Consider the following 23,177-nt stretch of genomic DNA (forward strand, 5'->3'; position numbering starts at 1 on the left):
ACGGAAGCGGCACCGACAGATGTACGACCAGACACGCGCCCAGCAGTCCTCCGACCAGCCCCCCGGCCGCTCCCAGCGCCGGACCAGCGGCCCGGAGCCGCTGGTCGGGGCGAACGAGCGGGACGAGATCGTCCGGCGGCTCGGACGAGCCATCAACCACTTCGCCGACACCCCGCGTGAGGCGCTGGCAGAGGCCGAGAGCGCCTACGACGACGCCGTCGCCCAGCTCGTGAGCGCCCTGGCGGAACGGCGCCGTCTCCTCCACGACGGCTGGCAGGAGCAGGAGCACGGCCCCGAAAGCCAGTCCGACGAGCTCCGGCTGACCCTCAGGCAGTACCGGGAGATCACCCAGCGGATCCTCCACCTCTAGCTCCACCTCTCCTCCCCTCCCCTTCGCCTCCGCAGCGCGCCTGCGCGCGATACCCCCGCCTTGACTACCCTTGCCCTTAAGTTCCCCTTGTGTGGTGATATCGCACAAAAGTTCTAAGGAACGGGACATGGGTACCGTTGCCGGGCTGCCAACCGTAAAGCGAAGGTCTCTCGCCAGATCCAGAGCTGTCGCTGTCGCCGTCGCCATTGGTCTCGGGCTCGTCGGGGCCTGTGGTGGCAGCGGAGGTGGTGGGGGCGACGGTGGTGGCAGTGGTAGCGGCAGTGAACGGATCACCGTCGGTGTGCTGCTTCCGGGTGGGGGTGCCTCGCGGTTCGGGCAGTTCGACAAGCCGCTCATCGAGGAGAAGCTCAAGGAGCTTTGTCCTGGCTGTCCCGCCGCCAACGTCGCCGCCACCCCCGATCCCCAGGTCCAGCAGCAGCAGTTCGAGGCCATGATCACCCGGGGTGTCGATGTGGTGATCCTCGCCGCCGTCGATCCCCAGCTGATGCGTCCGTCCGTCGAGTCCGCGCATCGGGCCGGGATTCCCGTCGTCGCCTACGACCGGCTCGCCCAGGGGCCGATCTCCGGGTACGTCACCTTCGACGGGGAGGAGGTCGGGCGGCTTCAGGCGGAGGCTCTGCTCACCGCCATGGGGGCCGACGGCGGTGACGGGCGGCGCATCGTCATGATGAACGGGGCCACCACCGATCCCAACGCCGGCTGGTACAAGGAGGGCGCCCTCGCCGTGCTCAAGGGCAAGGTGACGATCGGGAAGTCCTACGACACCGTCGGATGGCGGGCCGAGAACGCCTACGTCAACATGACCGGCGCCATCGCCGCACTCGGCGGCGAGAACATCGACGGTGTCCTCTCCGCCAACGACACCATGGCCGGCGCCGTCGTCTCCGCCCTCAACGCCGCCAAGGTCAAGCCGCTGCCCCCGATCACCGGGCAGGACGCCGATCTCCTGGCCGTACGGCGCATCGTCAAGGGCGATCAGTACATGACCATCTACAAGCCCTTCAAGCGCGCGACCGACGCCACCGTCCAGATGGCCGTCGCCCTCGGGCGTGGTGAGGAGGTCGGGGCCGTCGCCACCGGCACCGTCGACAGTCCGACGACGAAGGACATTCCGGCCGTGCTGCTGCCGTCCGTCTCGGTGACTGTCGGCAATATCGGGGAGACGCTGGTCAAGGACGGTATGTACACCGTCGATCAAATTTGTACGCCCGCTCTCCGGTCCGCCTGTGATCGGGCCGGCCTCACCTGACACACATCGCCACGGCGTCCACATGCGTCCACGGGAAGGAGGTGGCTCGTGCCCGGTCATCAGCCCCTGCTGGCGTTGCGCGGTGTCTCCAAGCGGTTCGCCGCCGTACAGGCGCTGGTCGACATCGAGCTGGAGGTCAGGGCCGGGGAGGTGGTCGCCCTCGTCGGGGACAACGCCGCCGGCAAGTCCACCCTGGTGAAAGTGATCTCCGGGGTCGGGCCCCCTGACAAGGGGGTTGTCGAGTGGCAGGGCAGTCCTGTGCAGATCAGGCATCCCCAGGACGCCCGCGTGCTCGGGATCGCCACCGTCTACCAGGACCTCGCCATGTGCGAGAACCTCGATGTCGTCGCCAATCTCTTCCTCGGCCGGGAGATCCACCGCTTCGGCGTTCTTGATGAAGTGGAGATGGAGCGGCGTACTCGCGAGCTGCTGCACACCTTGTCCATCCGGATTCCCGATGTGCGGGTGCCGCTCGCCAGTCTCTCCGGTGGGCAGCGGCAGGTCGTCGCGATCACCCGGTCCTTCCTCGGCTCGCCCCGGCTGCTGCTGCTCGACGAGCCCACCGCCTCCCTGGGCATCCAGCAGACCAACCAGCTCCTCGACCTGATCGAGGAGCTGCGCGACCAGGGGCTCGGGGTGCTGCTCATCAGCCACAACATGAGTGACATCAAGGCCGTCGCCGACAAGGTCGCCGTCCTGCGCCTGGGCCGCAACAACGGCCTCTTCGACGTGAACACGACCTCCCAGGAGCAGATCATCTCCTCCATCACCGGCGCGGCCGACCATGCCGTCGCCCACCGGCCGCACCCGGAAGAGGTGTGGCCGTGAACATCAACGTGAACGTGAAGCCGCGCATCTCGGCGTACGCCGGTGCCGTGCGGCGGAGGGTGCGTGAAGGGGGGCTCGGGCCCGCGCCCGTGCTGCTCGCGCTCGCCGTGACCTGGGTGGTCTTCCAGAGTCTCAACGACAAGTTCCTCTCGCCGCGCAACCTCTCCGTCCTCAGCGTCGACATCGTCGGGACCGGCATGGTCGCCGTCGGTATTGTCTTTGTGCTGCTGATCGGTGAGATCGATCTGTCCGTCGGGTCGCTCGCCGGGCTGGCGGGCGCGGTGTTCGCGGCGCTGAACGTCAACCTCGGTATGGCGGAATGGCTCGCCGTGGTCATCGCCGTCATCTGCGGTACGGCCATCGGGGCGCTCCACGGGTTCCTGTTCGCCAAGTTCGGCGTACCCGCGTTCGTCGTCACCCTCGCCGGGCTGCTCGCCTGGAGCGGTCTGATGATCTACCTGCTCGGTCCCGACAGCTCCATCCACTTCAGCGAGGACGGCCTGGTCGCCACGCTCACCAGCCGCTACTACAGCGCCCCCGGCTTCACCTACGGCCTCGCGGCGGTCTGCACGGCCGCCTATCTGCTCGTCTCCCTCCGCAACCGCGGGCGCCGCGCCGGCGCCGGGATGCCGTGCCGGGCGGTGGGCGAGATCTGGGTACGTACCGTGCTGCTGGCGGTCGTCGCGTTCACGACCGTCGCCGTACTCGGGCACTTCGAGGGGCTGCCGCTGGCGTTGCTGATCTTCCTCGGGTTCATCGTCGCCTCGGACCTGCTGCTGCGCCGTACGCCCTACGGACGGCAGGTCCTCGCCCTGGGCGGCGGGGTGGAGGCGGCCCGGCGGGCCGGCGTCGACGTGACGCGCGTACGGGTCTCGGTGTTCATGGTGGCGGGGACGCTGGCGGCGGTCGGCGGGCTGTTCGTCGCGTCGCGGTTCACCTCGGCGAGCCAGGTCTCGGGCTCCGGCATGCTGCTGATCAACGCCGTCGCCGCCGCCGTCATCGGCGGCACCAGCCTGTTCGGCGGGCGCGGCTCGACCTGGTCCGCGCTGCTGGGGGTGCTCATCATCCAGTCGATCGCCTCCGGCATGGCGCTGCTGGGCGTCCAGACCGCCCTTCAGTTCATGATCACCGGTGGGGTGCTGATCACCGCCGTGATCTTCGACTCCGTGGCCCGGCGGACGGCCGCCTCGCGGGTACGGGCCTGAGTTCGGCACATCCCAGCCGACAGCGCGCTTACGGTTCCTCTCCCCACGCCCCCGCGTGCGGGCCGAACCTGTTCTCGTTCTCGTACGCGGCCATGCCGGCGTTCCGTGCGTCGGCCTCCGGCCCGTCGGGCAGGTGGTAGGTCTCGCCCGCGCTCGCCGATCCGGCCTGCACTCTGGTGGCGGTGGCTAGCCGTCGGTGTACGTACCGGGTCAGGGCGTCCGGGACATCCGTCGGCGTCGCACCCGCGAGACAGTCGCCCAGTACCGCCGCGTCCATGATCGCCTGGGCCGCTCCCTGGGCCTGGAACGGGACCATCGCGTGAGCGCTGTCGCCGAGGAGGGTCACCCGGCCGAGGTGCCAGCGGGTGAGCGGGGTGCGGGTGTGGATGCCGTAGCGGAACACCTGGCCGGCGCGTTCGAGGACGGTGAGGACCCGGGGGTCCCAGCCGGCGAACTCGCGGAGCTGTTCCCCCGGTTCCGCCCGGGCCGTCCACGACTCGGTCCACGACTCCGACCCCACCGGTGTCGCCGCTCCCGCCGTGAACACGGCCACCAGGTTGAGGAGTTCGCCGCCGCGCACCCAGTAGTGGACGACGTGCCGGCCCGGGCCGAGCCAGCCCGCGTACTCCGGCAGGTCCAGGTCGGCCACCTCGGCGGCCGGGAGCAGTGCGCGGTAGGCGGCGGTGCCGGAGAAGACCGCCTCGTCGGGGCCGAAGAGCCACTGGCGGGCCGAGGAGCGCACCCCGTCGGCGGCGACCACCAGGTCGGCTCCCAGGCGCTCGCCGTCGGCCGTCCTGACGTACGCCCGTCTGTCGTCCTGGTCGATGCCCACGGCTTCCGTGTTCAGGCGGACCGACCCGGGCGGGACCCGGTCTGCCAGTGCCTGGTGCAGGTCGGCCCGGTGGACCTGTAGGTAGGGCGCCCCGAACTCGGTCTCGGCCTCGGGGCCGATGACGTAACGGCAGATCTCGGTGCCGTCGGACCAGGTGCGGAAGCTCAGCCGGGCGGGACGGGCGGCGCGGGCGGCGACCGTGTCGAGGAGGCCAAGGCGGCGCAGTACGCGGGTGGCGTTGGGCGCGAGCTGGATGCCGGCGCCGATCTCGCTGAAGTGGCGCGTCCGGTCTACAAGGGCGACCTCGTGACCGGCCGCGCGCAGGCTCAGTGTGGCGGCCAGCCCGCCGATACCCGCACCCACGACGATCACCTGCACGCCCGCCCCCTCCGCTTCTCCTCAACAACCTCTATCGCTGGTCGCATGATCAGATGACAGGTTCTTCAAAAGTTCTTCATCATGTTCGTTCTACCGTCGGGCTGCCCGCCGCGTTCGTGGTCGGGCACGACGGGAGGACGGGGAGAACCGATGAGGACTAATCGGGTACTGCTGGCCGTGGCGGCCTCGGTCATGGCCTTCGCGCTGACCGGCTGCGGGGGCGACGACGGTGGCTCGAAGGTCCCCTCGGCGGCGAGCGGCAGCGCGACCGCCGCATCTGGTGCGGCGGCGGCCGAGAACGGCGCCGGCGACGATGTGGCCGCCTATGTGGCGGCCCAGGGCAAGTACGTGAAGTGTCTGCGGGACAACGGGATCGACGCGCCGGACCCGGACTCGCAGGGCAACATCGACTTCGGCGGCGGCGACAACCTGCGCGCCCTGAAGAAGGACGCAAAGTTCCAGGCCGCCTCCGAGGCGTGCGCGGAGTATGTGACGGCCGTTCCCGAGAGCGTCGAGAAGGGCAACCAGCCCGCCCTCACCGCCGCGCAGATCAAGGTCAAGCAGGAGTACGCCACCTGCATGCAGAAGAACGGCGCCGCCGACTTCCCCGACCCCGGTCCCGACGGTCTGGGCCAGGGCGAGTGGGACCAGACCTCGGCCGGGGCCAAGCGGGCCACCCGGATCTGCGGTCCGATCATCGGCGTTCCGGCGACCGCCGCCCCCGGCAAGGGCTGACCGTGGCGGAGACGGACACCGTGACACACGTCGACGACACCGACCCGGCCGACGCGGACACCGAGCCGCCTCGCGGGGCACGCGGCCGGCGTACCGCGCTCATCGCCTGTGCCGTGGCCGTCGTGGCCGCCGTCGCCGTGGTCGGGGCTCTCGGGCTCGGCGGCGGTGCGGAGGAGGGCCCGAGCGCACCGCCCCGGGCCGGTTCGGTCGTTCCGGTCACCCGGGCGACGCTCACCGAACGCACCGACGTGGACGGGCAGTTGGGGTTCGGTACGGAGATACCGCTGCCGGTGAAGGCGACGGGCACCGTGACCTGGCTGCCCCAGCAGGGCGCGACGGAGGAGCGCGGTGACACGCTGCTCCGGGTCGACGACCGTCCCGTCGTACTGCTGTACGGGTCCATGCCCATGTATCGGGACCTCGGGCTCGTCGCCGCAGAGAGCACCACCACCACTGAGACTCCCGCCACCGAGACCGGGTCGGAACCGGCAGCGGAGTCCGCCGCCCCTTCCCCCTCGGCCACCACCGGAACCGGCACCGGAACGGGCACCGGGAGCAGCGCGCCCGCGCCCCTCACCGGTATGGACGTCCTGCAGTTCGAGACCAATCTCGCCGCGCTCGGCTACACCGGCTTCACCGTGGACGAGAAGTTCACCGACAAGACCGCGCAGGCCGTCAAGCGCTGGCAGAAGTCGCTCGGACTGGCCGAGACCGGGACGGTCGGGGTCGGGGACGTCATCTATTCCGCCGGGAAGGTACGGATCGGTCAGCCGGGTGCCCGGCTCGGCGCCGCCGTCGGCGAGAACACGCTGACGTACACCGGTACGGCACGCAAGGTCGTCGTCAACGCCTCGGCCTCGGACGCCGCCTGGGCCGTACGCGGCACGGTCGTCGGGATCACGCTGCCCGACGGGAAGTCCGTACCGGGCGAGGTGGCCTCGGTGGGGCGGCAGGCGAGCGCGCCCGAAGGGGGCAGCACCGACGGCGAGTCGGGAGCGGGCGCCGCCACGCTGCCGGTGACGATCACCATCGCGGACCAGCGGTCTCTCGGGCGGCTGGAGAGCGGGCCCGTCACCGTCGAGTACGTGGGCCGTGAGGTCAAGGACGTGCTGAGTGTGCCGGTCGCCGCGCTGGTCGCCCTCGCCGAGGGCGGACACGGGCTGGAGACCGAGGACGGCCGGTTCGTCGCGGTGAAGACCGGGCTCTTCGCGGACGGCAATGTGGAGGTCAGCGGTGCCGGGGTCGGCGAGGGCATGAAGGTGAGGATCCCCGAGTGAGCGACCCAACACCTTCGGTGGTGGAGTTCGACTCCGTCTCCAAGACCTATCCCGGCGGGGTCGCCGCCGTCCGTGACGTGAGTCTGCGGATCGGGCGCGGTGAACTCGTGGGGGTGGTCGGGCCTTCGGGGTCGGGCAAGTCGAGCATGCTGCATCTCATGGGGAGCCTGGACCGGCCCTCGGCGGGGCGGGTCCTAGTCGACGGGTACGACGTGGCGAAGCTGTCCGACCGTGAGGTCTCCGCGCTGCGGGCCACCCGGATCGGCTTCGTCTTCCAGCAGTTCCATCTGGCCGTCGGGGTCCCGGTGCTCGACTCGGTGGCGGACGGTCTGCTCTACGCGGGCATGCCGATGCGCCGACGCCGGGCCAGGGCCGCCGCCGCGCTGGCCCGGGTCGGGCTCAGCCATCGCGTCCGGCATCTGCCGCACCAGCTCTCCGGGGGCGAACGGCAGCGGGTCGCGGTCGCCCGCGCGGTGGTCGGCGAGCCGTCGGTCCTGCTGGCGGACGAACCGACCGGCAACCTCGACTCCGTGTCGGGAGCCGCCGTACTGGAACTGCTGCGCGAACTGCACGCGGCCGGTACGACGGTCGTGGTCATCACCCATGACCTGGAGATCGCCGCCCAGCTGCCCCGCCGGATCGAGATGCGCGACGGTCGGCTCGTCAACGACACCACCCAGGACACGAGTACGACGATCGGGGCTCACCGGTGACCGACCCCTCGGAGAAGCCCCGCCCGCTCAGAGCCGCCCGGCTGCGGCCCGCCGATGTCGTACGGCTGGGCGGGACCGGGCTGCGGACCCGGCCGTTGCGGGTGTTCCTGTCCGCGCTCGGGATCGCGATCGGTGTCGCCGCCATGGTCGCGGTGGTCGGTATCTCCGGGTCCGGGCAGGCGGAGGTGGACCGGCGGCTCGACGCCCTCGGGACGAACCTGCTGCGGGTCGCGCCCGGCGAGTCCCTCACCGGCGAGCAGGCCAAGCTGCCGTACGAGGCTGTCACGATGGTCCGCCGTATCCCGCCCGTGGAGCAGGTGACCGCCACCGGCGCGGTCGACGCGAGCGTGTACCGCAACGAGCGCATCGCCATCGGACGGACCAACTCGCTGACCGTGCTCGCGTCGGACACCGATCTGCTGCCCGCCGTGGGCGGGGAGGTCCGCCGGGGCCGCTGGCTGGACCCGGCGACCGCCGACTACCCGGCTGTCGTGCTCGGCGCGACCGCCGCGCAGCGCCTGGACGTCTACACCCCGGGGACCCGGCTGTGGATCGGTGGCCGCTGGTTCTCGCTGATCGGCGTCCTCGATCCGGTACCGCTGGCGCCCGAGCTGGACAGCGCCGCGCTGGTCGGCTGGCAGGCGGCCCGGACCTATCTGCGCTTCGACGGTCATCCGTCGACGGTGTACGTCCGTGCCGAGGACAGTCAGGTGACGGCCGTACGGTCGGTGCTGCCGGCCACCGCCTACCCCGAGAAGCCGGGCGAGGTACGGATCTCACGGCCCTCCGACGCGCTCGCGGCCAAGGAGGCCACCGAGTCGGCGCTGACCGGGCTGCTGCTGGGGCTCGGCGGGGTCGCGCTGCTCGTCGGAGGGGTGGGCGTGGGCAACACCATGGTCATCTCGGTGCTGGAGCGGCGCCCTGAGATCGGGCTGCGGCGCGCTCTCGGGGCGACCCGGGGGCAGATCCGGACCCAGTTCGTGACCGAGTCGCTGCTGCTCTCCCTCATCGGCGGGCTGGGTGGGACGGTGCTCGGGACGGCCATCACGGCGGGCTACGCCGTCAGCCGCGACTGGCCGACGGTCGTCCCGGCGTGGGCCAGCGTGGCGGGGATCGGAGCGACCCTGCTCATCGGCATGATCGCCGGGCTGTATCCGGCGGTCCGGGCGAGCCGGCTGGCTCCGACGGAGGCACTGGCCGGTACATGACCACCACCGGGCGTTCTGGCCGACGCTCCGGTGGTACGGAGCGGGGGCGGTCCTGGAATTCGGGACCGCCCCCGCTGTCACGCTATTTCGCTTTCAATTTCGCTTTCAATTTCGTTGTGGCGGCCGTACTCGGCTTGTCAGAAGCCTTGTCAGAAGCCGCAGTGCACGTAGCTGCCGCCGTCGCTCAGCAGGTCGTCCCGGATCCAGCCGGTGACGCCCGTGGCATCGTTTCTGACGAACGTCCAGGTGCCACCCTCGCCGGAGGTCCAGCAGTGGTAGTCCAGCGCCTGGGTGTTGTAGGCGATGCCCTTGATCGTGCAGCCGGTACTGGAGCCGCTGCGCTCGTTGGCGCCGTTGGCCGTCTTGTTCCAGGAACTGCCGTCCTTGTCCGAGACGGTGGTCCCGCACGAGGCCGATGCGGCGGCCGGCGTGGCGATGGACAGCGGAACGGCGATGGCTACGGCCGCGAGTGCGGGAACGACAGCCGCGATTCGACGTTTCATTTCATACCCCCTGTATGTGATTCGTCGGCGCTGCGGAATGCGAAAGCAGCGGCCCCTGCGTCCCCCTGCATCAGCTGAGGTCTCAGTGGCTTAAGTACGATCACCTGGAGTTCATACTGAAGAAATAATTCCGCCTACGACTGTCCATTTCTGATACCTCTGAGGCTGAAAGTGATCAGGGCGAAAATTCGCCACTCCTGAGACTTTTTGGCTGATCCTCTGGCCAACCTTTGGCCGACCTTTGGACGACACCGCACTCTTGCGCCTGTCACGCCTCTCGTGATCCACACCGAAAGGGTCCGTCGATGAGTTTCCGGCTCCGGGTTCTCGGCCTGCTGACGCTGGTCGCCATGGCCGCCACCGCCGCCACCGGCTGGCTGACCCTGCGGCAGGCGAACCGCCAGGTCCAGGCGACCGTCACCGCCGGCCGGCAGGAGGTCTCCCGGATCACCGGTGAACTCCGGACGTACGGATTCACCCACGGCACCTGGGAGGGGCTGTCCCCCACGGTGGCCTCCCTCGCCCGGGACACCGGCCAGCGCATCCGTGTCGCCACGGAGTCCGACGTCCTGCTCACCGACTCCGACGCCCTCGCGGGACGTACGCCCCGCGAGCCGAGCGGCCAGCCCGCGGTACTGGTGGATCCGCGGCCCGTGCTGGAGGTTCCGGCGGGTCAGGTGCGCCGGGGCACGATGAAGCGGGTCGCCACGGCGATCGCCGACTACCGCGCCGAGGTGGCCTACGCGGCCTGTCTGACCGAGGCGGGCGCCGAGATGACCGTCCGCGCCGACGCCCTGGGCATCCCCCGGGCCGACACCGACCGGCGGCCCGCGCGGTGCCCGGCGCCGAGCGGCGGCGCCGATCCGCTGACCCCGGCCGACCTGACCGCCCTCGGGCCCTGCGAGGCCGAACAGCGCTTCGCCGCCTGTCTGCGACGGGTGTTCAACGCGCGGGTGGCCTCCGTCGCGCCGCCGCGCCTGGAGGTCCGGCTCGGCGTACGGAACGAGTCGCCGCCCACTCTGGCCGCCGCACCCACCATGGCCGTCGCGGGGGGCGTCGCCCTCTCGGTGATCGCGGGCGCGCTGCTGCTGAGCCGGGCCGTGCTGCGTCCCGTACGGGCCATGACGGTCGCCGCGAAGGGGCTCGGGGAGGGGGATCTCGGGCGGCGGGTGCCTGTTTCCGGGCGGGACGAGATCGCGCAGCTCGGGGGTGCGTTCAATCGGATGGCGGACTCCATCCAGGCCGGGGAGGAGCGGCAGCGGCGGCTGACCGGGGACATCGCGCACGAGTTGCGCACCCCGCTGGCGAATCTGCGCGGGTATCTGGAGGCGCTGCGGGACGGGGTCGTCGAGCCGACGCCCGAACTCCTCGACTCCCTCCACCGGGAGGCCCTGCTCCAGCAGCGGATCGTGGACGACCTCCAGGATCTCGCGCTCGCGGAGGCGGGTGCGCTGACCTATCACCCCACCGAGGTCGATCTGCGTGAGCTGCTGGAGGCGGGGCGGCGGGCGCATCACGCTGCGGCGGAGACGGTGGGGGTCGCTCTGCGGGTGGAGGCGCCGACGTCCGGCGTCCGTGTCACGGCGGACGCGGACCGGTTGCGGCAGGTGGTGGGGAACCTGGTCGGGAACGCCCTGCGGGCGACTCCGTCGGGGGGGTCGGTGACGTTGGCGGTGGTGGGGCGGGGGGAGTTGGCGGTGGTGGAGGTGCGGGACACGGGGGTGGGGATAGCGGCGGAGGATCTGCCGCACCTGTTCGACCGGTTCTGGCGGGCGGATGCGTCGCGGGGGCGGGCGACGGGGGGTAGTGGGCTCGGGTTGTCGATCGCCCGTCAGATCGTGACGGATCATCGGGGGACGATCGGGGTGCGCAGCGAGGTCGGAACGGGGACGACTTTCACGATCGCGCTACCGAGAACCCTGTGAGTCTCGCCCCCGCCGCCCTTACCCGTCCCATCCCTGGGGGCTGCGCCCCCAGACCCCCCTGTCGCGCTGAACGCGCTCGTCCTCAAACGCCGGACGGGCTGAAATGCGCGGGAACAAGCGGTGGGCTGAACGGGCTGTCCTGGAACGCCGAACTCAGACATCTCCAGCCCGTCCGGCGATTGAGGACAAGGCCCGTTCAGGGCCGGAGGGGGGTCTGGGGGCGCAGCCCCCAGGGGATGGGAATGGGAAATCAGGGGGCGCCGGGTGGCGCCGTCAGGCGGTAGCCGCGGCCGTAGACCGTTTCCAGGAGGCGGGGGGTGGGTTCCGGGCCCGACTCCAGTTTGCGGCGTAAGTTCATTACGTGGGCGTCTACCGTGCGTTCCAGGACGTCTCTGTCGTAGCCGAATACTCGTTCGAGTATTTGGGCTCGGGTGAAGACCCTGCCCGGCTCGCGGGCCAAGGTCTCCAGGATGTTGAACTCCTTGGAGGTCAGGGGCACCGGGCGGCCTGACATCCGTACCTCGAAGCGGGCCGTGTCCAGTTCCATCTCTCCGACCCGCAGGGTTGAGGGCTGAGCCGCCGACCCCGTTTTGCGGGAGCGTCGCAGCAACGCCCGTACGCGTGCGGTCAGTTCTCGCGGGCTGTACGGCTTCGTGAGGTAGTCGTCGGCGCCCAGGTCCAGGCCCAGGAGCATGTCCTCCTCCGTCGTGCGGGCCGTCAGGAGGAGGATCGGGATGTCTGATGACTCCGTGCGCAGGATTCTGCACACGTCCAGGCCGTCCACCAAGGGCAGCATCACGTCCAGGACGATCAGGTCCGGGCTGGTCGAGCGGGCCTTGTCCAGGGCCGCCCGGCCGTCCGCCACCACCTGGACCGCGTTTCCCTCCCGTTCCAGGTAGATCCGGATCAGGCGGGACTGCATCTCGTCGTCTTCGGCGACCAGAATCCGCGCGCTCAACGGTTCTCCCCCAGCATCCCCACACCGTACTGCGCCCACAACGCCATTCGGCACCGGTCCCTCCCCACGTGGGGACCGGTGCCGAACGATGGACGAGGACCCGGGGAGTCCGGACTGTGCCGGTTCCGTGGGTCTCGGGTTGGCGTAGTGCTGCCGACGCGCCCCGCTGGCGAATCCGGCAAAGCTGGCCGAGAACGTTCGGCCTCCGTGCTGCCCCTGGGATCGCTGCGCTGGTGGTCCGGGTGGACGCCACGCGGCTGGTTCTTCGTTGCGTCATGATCCTGCCATTCAGGGCCCCCGGAGAGGAGGTTCCGGTGCAGGCCCGACGGCTTAACCGCAGGTCAGCGGTATAGAGTGACTTTTCCGGTCCGGATGACACCGGATGACAGACGCGGGGGAAGTAAGGGGTGGAGACCTTGAGTTCCGACTCAGGGGCACGCACGGCCTTCGCGGAGCGACTCGCGCTGTTGTACAAGGAGGCCGGCAATCCTCCGCTCAAGCGTGTGGCCGAAGCCGTCGTCCAGTTGCAGCGGGTCGACGAACGCGGGCGGCCCGTGCGGGTGTCCGTGCAGCGGATCAGCGACTGGCGGCGGGCCAGGAACGTACCCGCCCAGTTCGCCGCTCTCGCCGCCGTACTGAGTGTCCTCGTCCCGCAGGCCCGGCGTGCCCGGCCCGTACCGGTCTCTCCCGGACTGTACGACATGGTCCAGTGGCAGCGGCTGTGGGAGCGGGCCGTCGCCGACCCCGTCGGTGACCGGGCTCCGGGCTCCCTGGACGAGGAGGAACCGCCCGCCGGTGAGCTCACGGCCGTGCCGGGCGCGGTGTGCCCCTACCGTGGTCTCGCCTCGTACCGGCTCGAGGACACCCGCTGGTTCTTCGGGCGCGAGCGCAGCACCGACGCCCTCGTCGCCCAGCTCCACGCCGCCGAGACCGCGGACACGGGTAGTGGTGGGCTGGTCATGCTCGTGGGGGCCTCGGGGGCGGGGAAATCCTCGCTGCTGAGCGCCGGGCTCGTGCCCGCCTTGCAGGAAGGCGCGCTGGGCGGGCCGGGGCAGGCGGCCCGGGAGGTCGTCCAGCTCGTTCCGGGCAGCGATCCGCTCGCCGAGCTGACCCTTCGTATACCCGGGCTCTCAGACCTCCTCTCCCCCAGCGACGGGGAGCCGGTCGCCGAGCCCGGGACGCCCGAATTCGCCCATGCCGTACGGGAGACGGTCGCCGCCTGGGCCCACCGTGACGGCGGCAGCACATCCGCCCGGCCTGTCGTCATCGTCGATCAGTTCGAGGAGGCGTTCACCCTCTGCCCGGACGAGACGGTCCGGAACACCTTCATCCAGTTGCTGCACGCCGCCGCCTCGCCCCCCGGGCCCGGTGAGCGGGCCGGTGCCGACGGGTGGGCGCCCGCGCTCGTCGTCCTCGGGATTCGTGCCGACTTCTACGACCAGTGTCTGCGTCATCCCGAACTCGCCGACGCGCTCCAGCACCGCCACATGGTCCTCGGGCCGCTGACCACCGCCGAGCTGCGGGAGGCGGTGAGCGGTCCCGCGAAGGCCGTCGGGCTGGAGCTGGAACCGGGGCTGGCGGAGCTGATCGTGCGGGAGGTGAGCGCCGACGGGCCGCGCGGGGCGCACGACGCGGGCGTACTGCCGATGCTGTCGCACGCCCTGCTCGCCACCTGGCAGCGCCGCAAGGCGGGGCGGCTGACGCTGTCCGGCTATCGCGCGGCCGGGGGAATCCAGGGCGCGGTGGCCGCGACCGCCGAGCACGCCTGGACCGGACTCGACCCGGCGGCCCGTACCGCCGCGCGGCTGCTGCTGCTCCGGCTGGTACGGCTGGGCGAGGACACCCAGGCCACCCGACGGCGGGGTACGCGACGGCAGTTGGCCGCCGAGTCGACGGACCCGGGCAAGACGGAGGAGTCCCTCGAAGCGCTGGTGCGCGCCCGGCTGGTGACGCTCGACGCGGAGAGCGTGGAGATCACCCACGAGGCGCTGCTGCACGCCTGGCCCCGGCTGCGCGACTGGATCGACGAGGACCGGGGCGGCAATCTGCTGCGCCAGCGGGTGGAGGAGGACAGCCGGTCCTGGGAGGACTCCAAGCGCGACACCTCGCTCCTCTACCGCGGCTCCCGCCTCGAACAGGCGCACGTCTGGGCGAAGGCCGCCGGTGACACCTATCTGACCCGTGGCGCGAAGGAGTTCCTGGCCGCCTCGGTCCGGCTGCGCCGGCGCACCGTCCTGATCAGCCGTGCCGCCGTCGCCGCGCTGGTCGCGCTGGCCCTGCTGGCCGGTGGTGCGGCGCTGATCGCCCGGCAGCAGCGGGACGACGCGGTGTTCGAGCAGGTGCTCGCCGAGGCGGACCGCGTCCAGTCCTCGGACCCGTCGCTGTCCGCGCAGCTGAGCCTGGTCGCGCACGCGCTGCGCCCGGACGACGCGAGCACCCGCAGCCGGCTGGTGTCGATCGTGAACACCCCGCTGGCCACCCCGCTGACCGGCCACACCGGCGCCGTCTACCTCACGACGTTCAGCCCGGACGGCAAGCTGCTCGCCACCGCCAGCTACGACGGGACCGTACGCCTGTGGGACGTGTCGGACCGGGCGCGGCCCAAGGCGCTCGGCAAACCCCTTGAGGCGAACGCGAGTTGGGTGAGCAGCGCGGTCTTCAGCCCCGACGGGAAGACCCTCGTCAGCGCGGGCGACGACGGCACGATCCGCCGCTGGGACGTGTCGGACCCGGCCCGCCCGCGCCCCCTCGGCAAGCCCCTGAACGGCCATGACGGCACGATCTATCTGATCGCCTTCAGCCCGGACGGCCGTACGCTCGCCTCGGCCAGCGAGGACCGCACGGTCGGCCTGTGGAACATGACCGACCCGGCCGCGCCCAAGAAGCTCGGCTCCCTGACCGGTGCGGGCGCCGCCGTGCGCGCGATCGCGTACAACCCCGACGGCCGCAGGCTCGCGGCGAGCGGCGACGACAACACGATCCGGCTGTACGACGTCTCGAAGCCGGCCGATCCGAAGCCGTACGGCGCGAAACTGACCGGGCACACGAATCTGGTGCACTCGGTGGCCTTCAGCCCCGACGGCCGCACCCTCGCCAGCGGCGCCGCCGACGACACGATCCGGCTGTGGAACGTGTCCGACCCGGACCACGCGGCCCAGCTGGGCGCGCCGCTGACCGGACACACCGACGCGATCTGGTCGGTGGCCTTCAGCCCGGACGGGACGACGCTGGCCGCCGCGAGCGCGGACAGCACCGCGACCCTGTGGAACGTCAGCGATCCGGAGTACCCCTCGCAGGTCGGCGAGCCCCTCGCGGGCAGCAGCGGCGAGATGTACGCGCTGGGCTTCAGCCCCGACGGCCGTACGCTCGCCACCGGGAGCGGCGACAGCAAGGTGCGGCTGTGGTCGCTGCCGACCTCGGACATGATCGGCCGGATCGGAGTGTTCCGCCCGGACGGCAAGGTGCTCGCCACGGGCTCGCGCGACGGACGGATGCGGCTGTGGAACGTGGAGCGGCCCGACCGTCCCGTGGCGCTGAGCGAACCGTTCACTCCCGGGGCGGGCGAGGTGCGGACGCCGGCGTTCTCGCCGGACGGCCGCACGCTCGGGATGGTGAGCGGGGACAGCACGGTCCAGCTGTGGAACGTCAGCGATCCGAGGCATCCCGTCGCCTGGGCACCGCCCATCCAGCTGAAGACGCGGTTCGCGGCGGCGGTGGCGTTCAGCCCGGACAGTCGCGTGCTGGCCACGGCCTACGAGGACTTCACCGTCCAGCTGTGGGACGCGAGCGACCCGGCGCATCTGCGCCCGCTCGGCAAGCAGCTCACCGGTCACACGGGCTACATCAACGGCCTCGTCTTCAGCAAGGACGGCCGTACGCTGGCCGGCGCCAGCGCGGACGGCACGCTCCGGCTCTGGAACGTCACCGCCCCGGCGAAGGCCACCGCGCTCGGCAAGGCACTCAAGGGTCACCTCGGTCCCATCAACGAGCTGGCCTACAGTCCGGACGGCCGTACGCTCGCCAGCACGAGCGACGACGGCACGGTCCGGCTGTGGGACGTCACCGACCCGGCGGAGGCCCACAGTCTGGGCTCCCCTCTCGTCGGGCACACCGAGGCGGTCGAGTCGCTGTCGTTCAGTCCGGACGGCCGGATCCTGGCCAGCGGCGGCAACGACAACGCTGTCCGGCTCTGGGACGTCTCCGACCCCGCCGACGCCAAGGCCATCGGGCAGTCGATGAGCCCCAACGCCAAGACGGGCAACTTCCTGGCGTTCAGCCCGCGCGGCGGGATCGTCGGGGTGTCGAGCGGTGTGGACACGGTCCGGCTGTGGAGTCTCGACGTCGACAAGGCCGTCGACCACATCTGCGCGACGACGCGGGGAGTACTGACGGCGGACAGGTGGCACGAGTATCTGCCCCGGCTGTCGTACAAGCCGCCGTGTGACGTGTGACGCGTGAGGGTGTGACCGGGGGATGGTTGTAGGGCTGGAGGGGCCAAAGAGAGTGATCCCGATCACAACTGGTCGTTGTACCCGAGCAGTCGGCTCCCACTGAGCAGTCAGCCTTGTTACCCTTGGCCAGAGCCCGATCGCTGGTGCATCCCCCGTCGCCAGCGGTCGGGTTCTTTATATGTCTCCTCAACTCGTCAAGACCTCTTGAGGAGTCGTACGCTGGGATCATGCCCAAGGCGTACGAAGTGATCGCCGACGATCTCCGCCGTTCGATCCGCGAGGGCGAGCGCAAGCCCGGTGACCGGCTCCCGGCGGAGACGGAACTGGCGAGGGCGTACCGGCGCAGTGTCCCGACCGTCCAGAACGCGCTGCGGCTGCTGACCGAGGAAGGCCTGCTGGACAAGCAGCACGGCCGTGGCAACTTCGTCCGCCGCGCCCGCACCCTGGCCGTCCGGGACAACGGGCGGCACCAGTGGGAGAAGAACCGGGCGCGCCGACCGAAGTCCGAACGGGCGGTGACGGGCGCGACGGAGCAGGACACCGGCCTGGAACTCCGGGACCTCGTCTTCTACGCCAGGTACCGCGAGATCGAGGCGCCGGGGGAACTGGCGGCCGAGTTCGGAGTCCCGGAGGGCACTCCGGTCGTCGAGCGGTCGTACCGCACCCGGTACGAGGCGGAGACGGCCCCTTTCAACCTGGTCACCTCCTACCTCCTCCGGGACGTGATCGCCGCCAACCCGGCCCTCCTCGACGACTCCAACGAACCGTGGCCCGGCGGCACCCCGGCCCAACTCCACACGGTCGGGATCGAGTTGGACCGGGTCGAGGAACGCTTCACGGCCCGCCCGCCGACCCCGGAGGAGGCGGCCGAGCTGGAACTCCCGCCCGGCACCTCGGTGATCCTCCTCCGCAAGAAGTCGTACGACATCCACGACCGCGTGGTGGACGTCTCGCACGTGACGCTCCCCGGCGACCGCACGGAACTGCTCTTCACCACTCCCCTGGAAAGGTGGTGAGTGCTGCCGTGCCCCGGCGCATCATCATCGTCACCGCTGTCCACGCCCCGTCGGCCCGCTTCCTCCCGGAGGCCTACAAGTCCCTGTGCGAACAGGAGTTGCCGGCCGGCTGGAGCTGGCACTGGCTGATCCAGGAGGACGGCAGAACGGACGAGGTCCGCCCGTACGTCCCCGAGGACGAGCGCGTCACCTTCCGGCAGGGCCGCGCGGGTGGTCCCGGGGTCGCCCGCACGATCGCGCTGGCGGCGGCGGACGGGCCGTACGTCAAGATCCTTGACGCGGACGACCAGTTGGCGCCGGGTGCGCTGGCGCGGGACCTGGCCGCCCTGGAGGCGGACGCCTCGCTCGGCTGGGCGACGTCACGTGTCCTCGACCTCCTCCCCGACGGCTCGACGGCCGGTTTCCCGGGCGATCCCGAGGCAGGGGTGATCGAGCGGGGCGCCGTGCTCGACTTCTGGAAGGCCAACGCTTTCCGCGCCCAGGTCCATCCGGCGACCCTGTGCGTACGCCGGGACCTGCTCCTGGCCCTGGGCGGCTGGATGGCCCTGCCCGCCTCCGAGGACACGGGCTTGCTGCTGGCCCTGAACGCGGTGAGCCGGGGCTGGTTCTCACCGGAGGTGGGCCTGCTCTACCGCAAGTGGGAGGGGCAGGCGACCGGGCAGGCGGCGCACGTGGACTCGGGGGAACGGGAGGCGCGTATGGGGGTGGTGGAGGAGCGGGCTCGGGCGTTGGGGCGGCTGGGGTGGAGTTATCCGGCCCGTTGATCAGCCCCGTTGATCAGTCCTTGATCGCGTACGGGACGAACTGGGCCCAGGTGGTGGGGGCGGAAGTCGATGTGTCACCGGAACCCGATTCCCCGTGTTCCGGCGCCACCAGCGGTCTTCCAAAAGAACCGTAGAGGGAAAGAACCCGACCAAACCCCACCCCTCCCGCCCGCTGTCGTGCCCCGTCACTCCCCCGAGTGAACATCACCAACTCAGCTGGATTTGTGCCCGGTTGCCTGCCTTACGCTCAGCGCAGCAGCACCACAGACAACCGCAGACAGCGGACATACGACGGCCCTCGCCGGGACTGGCATCCCAATGCGAGGGCCTGACCACCAAGGAAGCAAGCCCTTCCAGATGGACACGCAAAACCCTAGCGCGCCCCCGTGCGCCCAGTCCCGTCCCGCGGGTAAAAACCACCCTCCCCGGCGACCCGATTCGGGCGTTTCCGGCGTCGTCCACGACAACGCCCGCCACAGCACCCGCTTCACGGTGATCGGCAACCACCTCGCCCAGCACCCGAAGCTCTCGCTGCTGGCCATCGGGCTCAGCGTCCACATCCAGTCGCTGCCGACCGGTGCCCGCGTCGACATCAAGACGCTCACCGCGCGCTTCCCGGAAGGGGCGGACCGTATCGCCGCCGCCCTGCGCGAACTGGAAACCCACGGCTACCTGCGCCGCCCCCGCGAACGCACCCCCACCGGCCGCATCATCACCCGCACGGTCTCCTGCAACCGCCCCGGCCACCACACCGACCCCGCAGCGGACACCGAGGCCGGGCGGGGCCGCCGTACCGACCACGCCGCCACCCCCGCCCCGGCCCCGGCCCCGCCCAGGAAGCGCACCCCGCGCAAGCCCCTGCCCGCCGTACCGCAGCCCTCGTACAAGGGTCCGGGGCTCCTCCAGGCGGCCACCGAACTCCTCGCCGGACTTCGCCGCCACGACCCCGACCTGCTCCTCTCGGCCTGCGACACCGCCCACCTGGCCCCCGGAGTCGCCGCCTGGCTGGAGCGCGACGCGAGCCCCACCGCCGTACGGCACGCCCTGCTCAGCGACCTCCCGCCCGAGGGAATGCGCCGCCCGGCCGCCCTCCTGGCCCACCGCCTGACGGCCCAACTGCCACCTCCGGCCCCCTTCGGACGCCCACCGTCGCAGCAGCAGCCGGGCCCCGACCCGGTCCGCCACCCACTCCGGAACTGCGACGGCTGCGACCGAGGGTTCCGGGGTCCCGAGCCAGGCCGCTGCCGCGACTGCCGGGCCGATCTCACCGGAAGCGACTTCATGGTGCGCGGTACGACGACTACAATGGTGGCATGAGTGTATTCACGGTCCGCATACCAGATGATCTCGATGCCGAGGTGCGCAAGGCCGCGGCGGACGCGGGGCTCTCGTTGAACGCCTACATGGTCCGCACCCTGCGGGAGCAGACACTGCGGGAAGCGCTGGCCGCGGTGGACAGTGAGGGTGCGCTGCTGGTCGACACCGGCGACGACGATCCGGCGGAGGACATTCGTTGAAGCGAGGTTCCGTCTGGGAGGTTCCGGTCGGCGAGGTCACTCGCACGGTCGTCGTGCTCTCCATCGACGAGGTGAACGCGAAGTTCCAGGCCGCCGTGTGTCTGCTCCTGCATCCAGCGGGCGCCTACCCGGACACCCTGGTCTCCGTACCGATCATCGACCCTGTGCACGCGGTCGCGGTGCCCGTGAACATCACCCAGTACGCGGCCCGGCGCTTCGAGAACGCCAAGCAACTGGGCGCGGTCACGCCCGAGACGATGGAGCGCATCGAGCGTGCCGTTCGCTCCGTCATGGGCCTGTAAGGGGCGCAGCGGATGTCAGCCGTCAGGAACCATCGGGGCAAGCCGGGCCGTCCCGAGCACACCCCCGACGCCCTGCGTGCGGCCCTCGCCGCCGTGGACCCGGGACGCCTGGAGGAGATGCAGGCCCAGAAGGACGAGGCGTTCGCCCTGGCCGTCGAGTGGGAGTCCCTCAGCCCCGTTCAGAGCTGGGTCCTGGCCTGGGCCAGGAACATCGAAATCGCGCGCCGCCCCGATCTGTCCGTCCGCTACGCCCGCGCGCAGAGCCGGCTGGAGCACGAAGATCCGGTCACGGCTGAGGAAGCCCTGCGGGAACTGAGTTCTGTCCTGGACGAGGCCATGAAGGTCACGTACCTGGGTTTCTGACCGCCCCCGACCTCGTCGTCAGGGCTTCGTCGGGCTGATGATCTGCCACTCCTGGTCGTCCGTGATGGAGCACGTGAAGAGGGTGAGGTGGGCTCCTTCGCCGCCGGTGCTGAAGCCCGCGACGTCCAGGCATTCGTTGTTGCTGGCGTAGTTGCGGATCCAGTAGTCGCCGCTGGCCTGCTTGGCGAGCCACCACAACTGGTTGTCGGCGGTCGTTCCGTCGCAGGTGTACCTCAGGATCGGCGACCGGATCGGCTTGGCACCGTAGTCCGCCAGGTCCACGCACTTCTGGTCCTTGACGTTGCGGATCTGGAAGAGGGGTGCGCCGCCCGGGCCGCCCTTCGCGTACCTCACCTCCAGGTTCCACCGCTGCTCTGTGTTGTTCTCGTCGCAGGTGGACTGCACCGCCCGGCCCCGGGTCCTCGCTTCTTCGTCGTCCGGCGCCGGGACGTCGACGCACATCTTGGTGGTCGGGTTGCGCAGCATGATGTTGTACGCGGGCAGCAGGCTCGGGGCCTTCGGCTTGGCCGACGGGGACTTCTCGCCGCCCCCGGCGCTGTCGCCCTCCTGCGTCGACGGTGTCGGCTGAGCCGCCGGTTGGGAGGGCTCGACAGGCGGCACCGACTCCGCAGGGGCCGAGGGCTGTGCCGTCGGTGTCGCCAGGGGAGGCGGCAGCGTGTTGACGGCACCGGCCTCCGTCAACTCCGTTGCCCTGGTGGCGACTTGGGGCCTGTAGGAGATCCACAGCATCACGAAGGTGATCGCGAGCGCCAGGACGATCCCGAGCGAGGTCGCGACCCAGCCGGGCAGGAAGCTCCGTTGCACATAGGTGCCCTCGACAGCGAGCGGTGTCACCCCCGACCGCTTCACCTCGATGGTGTAGGGCCGTTCCTCCTTGGACCCGAACCAGATGATCTGCCGTGGCTTCAGCGTCGCCTTCACGAACGCGGCACGGCCGGGCTCGATCTGGACGTTGCCCGGATGGATGTCGTACGACAGCTGGTCGCCGTTGTCGCTCCCGCTGAGCGAGGCGGTCACCTTCGTGTTGCCGAGGTTGTCGACCGCCAGCTTCGGGCGGCCCCGGAAACGGCCCTTGACCGTCGGCGGCACGAGTTCGGCCCGTACCTCCGTGAAGGGGGTGATCGTCAGATTGCCCTCGGGGACGGTCGTCGCCTCCGGGTGCTCGGTCGGCGTGATCCGGATCGCGTACGGATTCGGCCCAGCCGTCGCGTCCGGCGTGCGGGGCGGGGCGAAGGTCAGGTCCACGGTGCCCGACGTACCCGGGTAGAGGCGGAGCGTCTGCGGCTCCACCGTCGTCCAGGGGGAGAGGGGTCCGACCGGTTCGAAGCGGTACTCGTCGACGACGTCGCCGGTGTTGCGCAGCCGCAGCCGTACGGTCGCCCTGTCACCGGGATCCACCGTGGTCGAGGCAGGTTCAAGGGAAGTCCAAAGGCTCACCGCTCGACGCTACGGCAACGGAGATCAGCCGTCAGGAGCCGTCAGGGCAGGCCTTGTTGCCCGGACGGGCAACGATCACCCCGATCACCCCAACTCCCTCCCCATCAGGGCAACTTCTCCGCGTCCACCCGCGAGAAGATCAGGTCGCTCTCCCCCACCACCGGGCCCCGCCACCGCTCCGGTACGCCGATCTCGCCTGGCGCAGCCGCCAGCGCGTACGCGTAGCTCTCCGGGGCGTAGCTGTTGGGCAGGCGGTAGAGGTGGAAGCCGGCTTCGCGCATTGTCGTCAGCAACTCCTCGGCGGAGTCGCCCAGTTGGGCCATGCGGTCGGGGGTCACCTCGACCGTGATCTCCGCGTCCGGGCGGAGCTTCGACAGCATCGGCGCCAGGCCCCGTACGACACTTCCCTCCGCGCCCTCCACGTCGATCTTGATCACGCGGGCGTTCTCGATCTCCTCCGCGTCGAGCAGCTCCGGCAGCGGGCGGGCCTCGATGTCGAAGGTGGACTCCGTCGGGCCGTCCCACGGGACGATGCTGTTGGCGCCCATGTTCTGCGAACTGGCGAGGATGAAGGTCAGGGTGCGGTGGCTGTCCGACACGGCGGCGTTGAGCGCGCGGATGTTGTGGCAGTCGTTCAGGGCGGCCTGGCGCAGGAGGGTCTCGTGGAAAGTCGGGGACGCCTCGATCGACACGACCCTGCCCTTGTCACCCACGAGTTGGGAGGCCAGCACGCTGAACACGCCCACGTTCGCGCCGACGTCGACGAATGTGTCCCCGGGGCGCAGCCTGCGGCTGAGCCAGGCCGACATGTGCGGTTCCCAGACGCCGAAGAGATAGACGTAGCGCTGGATCAGGTCCTGGGTGTCCACCGCGAAGCGGGTGCCGTCGCGGGTCTCGACCACTCGGCGGCGCGGGTGCTCCCGGAGGTGGGGGTTCAGGAAGCGGGCCGCGAGCAGCGCCTTGCCGAGGGAGCCCGGGGCCTTCCGTACGTACTGGCGGCCAAGGGTCACCAAGATCTCCGACAGCCCCGCCGTGGGAACACCGCTCATGCGATCCGCCTCTCCACCGATCCGGAACCAACCTACTCCGGCCTGCTCCGGTCCC

Annotated in this window: 21 protein-coding genes; 16 read left to right on the forward strand and 5 right to left on the reverse strand. The window is 70.7% G+C overall.

Annotated features, from left to right (window positions below):
- The first annotated feature begins 19 nt into the window (after positions 1 to 19).
- From ACWDR4_RS17280 to ACWDR4_RS17295, 4 genes are all read left to right on the forward strand, one after another.
- Positions 20 to 370, forward strand: a complete 351-nt coding sequence (locus ACWDR4_RS17280; RefSeq protein ID WP_450409282.1) for a hypothetical protein — start codon at positions 20 to 22, stop codon at positions 368 to 370.
- A 127-nt stretch (positions 371 to 497) separates the two neighbouring features.
- Positions 498 to 1,640, forward strand: coding sequence for a sugar ABC transporter substrate-binding protein (locus ACWDR4_RS17285; RefSeq protein ID WP_450409284.1), 1,143 nt, complete (start codon positions 498 to 500; stop codon positions 1,638 to 1,640).
- Between the two features lie 48 nt (positions 1,641 to 1,688).
- Positions 1,689 to 2,468: an ATP-binding cassette domain-containing protein gene (locus tag ACWDR4_RS17290; RefSeq protein ID WP_450409285.1), complete on the forward strand. Its 780-nt coding sequence runs from the start codon at positions 1,689 to 1,691 to the stop codon at positions 2,466 to 2,468.
- Positions 2,465 to 3,673, forward strand: a complete 1,209-nt coding sequence (locus ACWDR4_RS17295) for a sugar ABC transporter permease (protein WP_450409286.1) — start codon at positions 2,465 to 2,467, stop codon at positions 3,671 to 3,673. Before ACWDR4_RS17290 ends, ACWDR4_RS17295 begins: the two co-directional genes overlap by 4 nt.
- A 28-nt stretch (positions 3,674 to 3,701) precedes the next feature.
- Here the strand turns inward: ACWDR4_RS17295 and ACWDR4_RS17300 are convergent, their stop codons facing one another.
- On the reverse strand, positions 3,702 to 4,883 hold the full coding sequence (locus tag ACWDR4_RS17300; protein ID WP_450409288.1) for an FAD-dependent monooxygenase: 1,182 nt from the start codon (positions 4,881 to 4,883) through the stop codon (positions 3,702 to 3,704).
- Positions 4,884 to 5,033: 150 nt separating this feature from the next.
- Here ACWDR4_RS17300 and ACWDR4_RS17305 point away from each other — a divergent pair, with 150 nt between their 5' ends.
- From ACWDR4_RS17305 to ACWDR4_RS17320, 4 genes are read left to right on the forward strand one after another with little or no spacing between them, the layout of a single operon-like run.
- Complete coding sequence (locus ACWDR4_RS17305) at positions 5,034 to 5,618, forward strand: hypothetical protein (RefSeq protein WP_450409290.1); 585 nt, start codon at positions 5,034 to 5,036, stop codon at positions 5,616 to 5,618.
- A gap of 2 nt (positions 5,619 to 5,620) precedes the next feature.
- Complete coding sequence (locus tag ACWDR4_RS17310) at positions 5,621 to 6,895, forward strand: peptidoglycan-binding protein (protein ID WP_450409292.1); 1,275 nt, start codon at positions 5,621 to 5,623, stop codon at positions 6,893 to 6,895.
- A complete protein-coding gene (locus ACWDR4_RS17315; RefSeq protein WP_450409294.1) occupies positions 6,892 to 7,608 on the forward strand; it encodes an ABC transporter ATP-binding protein in 717 nt (238 codons plus the stop codon). The genes ACWDR4_RS17310 and ACWDR4_RS17315 overlap by 4 nt, the downstream gene beginning before the upstream one ends.
- Complete coding sequence (locus ACWDR4_RS17320; RefSeq protein ID WP_450409296.1) at positions 7,605 to 8,816, forward strand: ABC transporter permease; 1,212 nt, start codon at positions 7,605 to 7,607, stop codon at positions 8,814 to 8,816. The genes ACWDR4_RS17315 and ACWDR4_RS17320 overlap by 4 nt, the downstream gene beginning before the upstream one ends.
- Positions 8,817 to 8,965: 149 nt before the next feature.
- Here the strand turns inward: ACWDR4_RS17320 and ACWDR4_RS17325 are convergent, their stop codons facing one another.
- Entirely contained in the window at positions 8,966 to 9,319 is a 354-nt protein-coding gene (locus ACWDR4_RS17325; protein WP_450409298.1) for an SH3 domain-containing protein, read from the reverse strand.
- A gap of 305 nt (positions 9,320 to 9,624) precedes the next feature.
- On the opposite strand from ACWDR4_RS17325, the gene ACWDR4_RS17330 reads away from it, so the two are divergent.
- Positions 9,625 to 11,244: a sensor histidine kinase gene (locus ACWDR4_RS17330; RefSeq protein ID WP_450409300.1), complete on the forward strand. Its 1,620-nt coding sequence runs from the start codon at positions 9,625 to 9,627 to the stop codon at positions 11,242 to 11,244.
- A 250-nt stretch (positions 11,245 to 11,494) separates the two neighbouring features.
- Here ACWDR4_RS17330 and ACWDR4_RS17335 read toward each other — a convergent pair whose 3' ends face one another.
- Positions 11,495 to 12,202, reverse strand: a complete 708-nt coding sequence (locus tag ACWDR4_RS17335) for a response regulator transcription factor (protein ID WP_450409307.1) — start codon at positions 12,200 to 12,202, stop codon at positions 11,495 to 11,497.
- Between the two features lie 407 nt (positions 12,203 to 12,609).
- Between ACWDR4_RS17335 and ACWDR4_RS17340 the strand changes: the two genes are divergently transcribed.
- The 7 genes from ACWDR4_RS17340 to ACWDR4_RS17370 all read left to right on the forward strand — a co-directional run bounded on the left by ACWDR4_RS17340 (position 12,610) and on the right by ACWDR4_RS17370 (position 20,615).
- Positions 12,610 to 16,653, forward strand: a complete 4,044-nt coding sequence (locus ACWDR4_RS17340; protein WP_450409309.1) for an nSTAND1 domain-containing NTPase — start codon at positions 12,610 to 12,612, stop codon at positions 16,651 to 16,653.
- 227 nt (positions 16,654 to 16,880) lie between these two features.
- The gene (locus ACWDR4_RS17345) at positions 16,881 to 17,669 is read left to right on the forward strand and encodes a GntR family transcriptional regulator (protein WP_450409311.1); all 789 of its coding nucleotides are present in this window, start codon (positions 16,881 to 16,883) and stop codon (positions 17,667 to 17,669) included.
- 8 nt (positions 17,670 to 17,677) lie between these two features.
- Positions 17,678 to 18,433 (forward strand): glycosyltransferase family 2 protein, encoded by a 756-nt coding sequence (locus ACWDR4_RS17350; RefSeq protein ID WP_450409313.1) that lies wholly within the window; start codon positions 17,678 to 17,680, stop codon positions 18,431 to 18,433.
- Between the two features lie 357 nt (positions 18,434 to 18,790).
- Complete coding sequence (locus ACWDR4_RS17355) at positions 18,791 to 19,750, forward strand: helix-turn-helix domain-containing protein (protein ID WP_450409315.1); 960 nt, start codon at positions 18,791 to 18,793, stop codon at positions 19,748 to 19,750.
- Positions 19,747 to 19,950: a toxin-antitoxin system HicB family antitoxin gene (locus ACWDR4_RS17360; RefSeq protein ID WP_450409317.1), complete on the forward strand. Its 204-nt coding sequence runs from the start codon at positions 19,747 to 19,749 to the stop codon at positions 19,948 to 19,950. Before ACWDR4_RS17355 ends, ACWDR4_RS17360 begins: the two co-directional genes overlap by 4 nt.
- Positions 19,947 to 20,252 (forward strand): hypothetical protein, encoded by a 306-nt coding sequence (locus ACWDR4_RS17365; protein ID WP_450409319.1) that lies wholly within the window; start codon positions 19,947 to 19,949, stop codon positions 20,250 to 20,252. Before ACWDR4_RS17360 ends, ACWDR4_RS17365 begins: the two co-directional genes overlap by 4 nt.
- A gap of 12 nt (positions 20,253 to 20,264) precedes the next feature.
- Positions 20,265 to 20,615 (forward strand): hypothetical protein, encoded by a 351-nt coding sequence (locus ACWDR4_RS17370; protein ID WP_450409321.1) that lies wholly within the window; start codon positions 20,265 to 20,267, stop codon positions 20,613 to 20,615.
- A gap of 18 nt (positions 20,616 to 20,633) precedes the next feature.
- Here the strand turns inward: ACWDR4_RS17370 and ACWDR4_RS17375 are convergent, their stop codons facing one another.
- Together ACWDR4_RS17375 and ACWDR4_RS17380 are read right to left on the reverse strand one after the other, a co-directional pair.
- Positions 20,634 to 22,073 carry an RICIN domain-containing protein gene (locus tag ACWDR4_RS17375; protein WP_450409323.1) on the reverse strand — a complete coding sequence of 480 codons (1,440 nt, stop codon included), beginning with the start codon at positions 22,071 to 22,073 and terminating at the stop codon, positions 20,634 to 20,636.
- 104 nt (positions 22,074 to 22,177) lie between these two features.
- Positions 22,178 to 23,122, reverse strand: a complete 945-nt coding sequence (locus ACWDR4_RS17380) for an FkbM family methyltransferase (protein ID WP_450409325.1) — start codon at positions 23,120 to 23,122, stop codon at positions 22,178 to 22,180.
- Between the last annotated feature and the right edge of the window lie 55 nt (positions 23,123 to 23,177).

It is taken from the genome of Streptomyces sp. NPDC000878 (genome assembly GCF_053599695.1).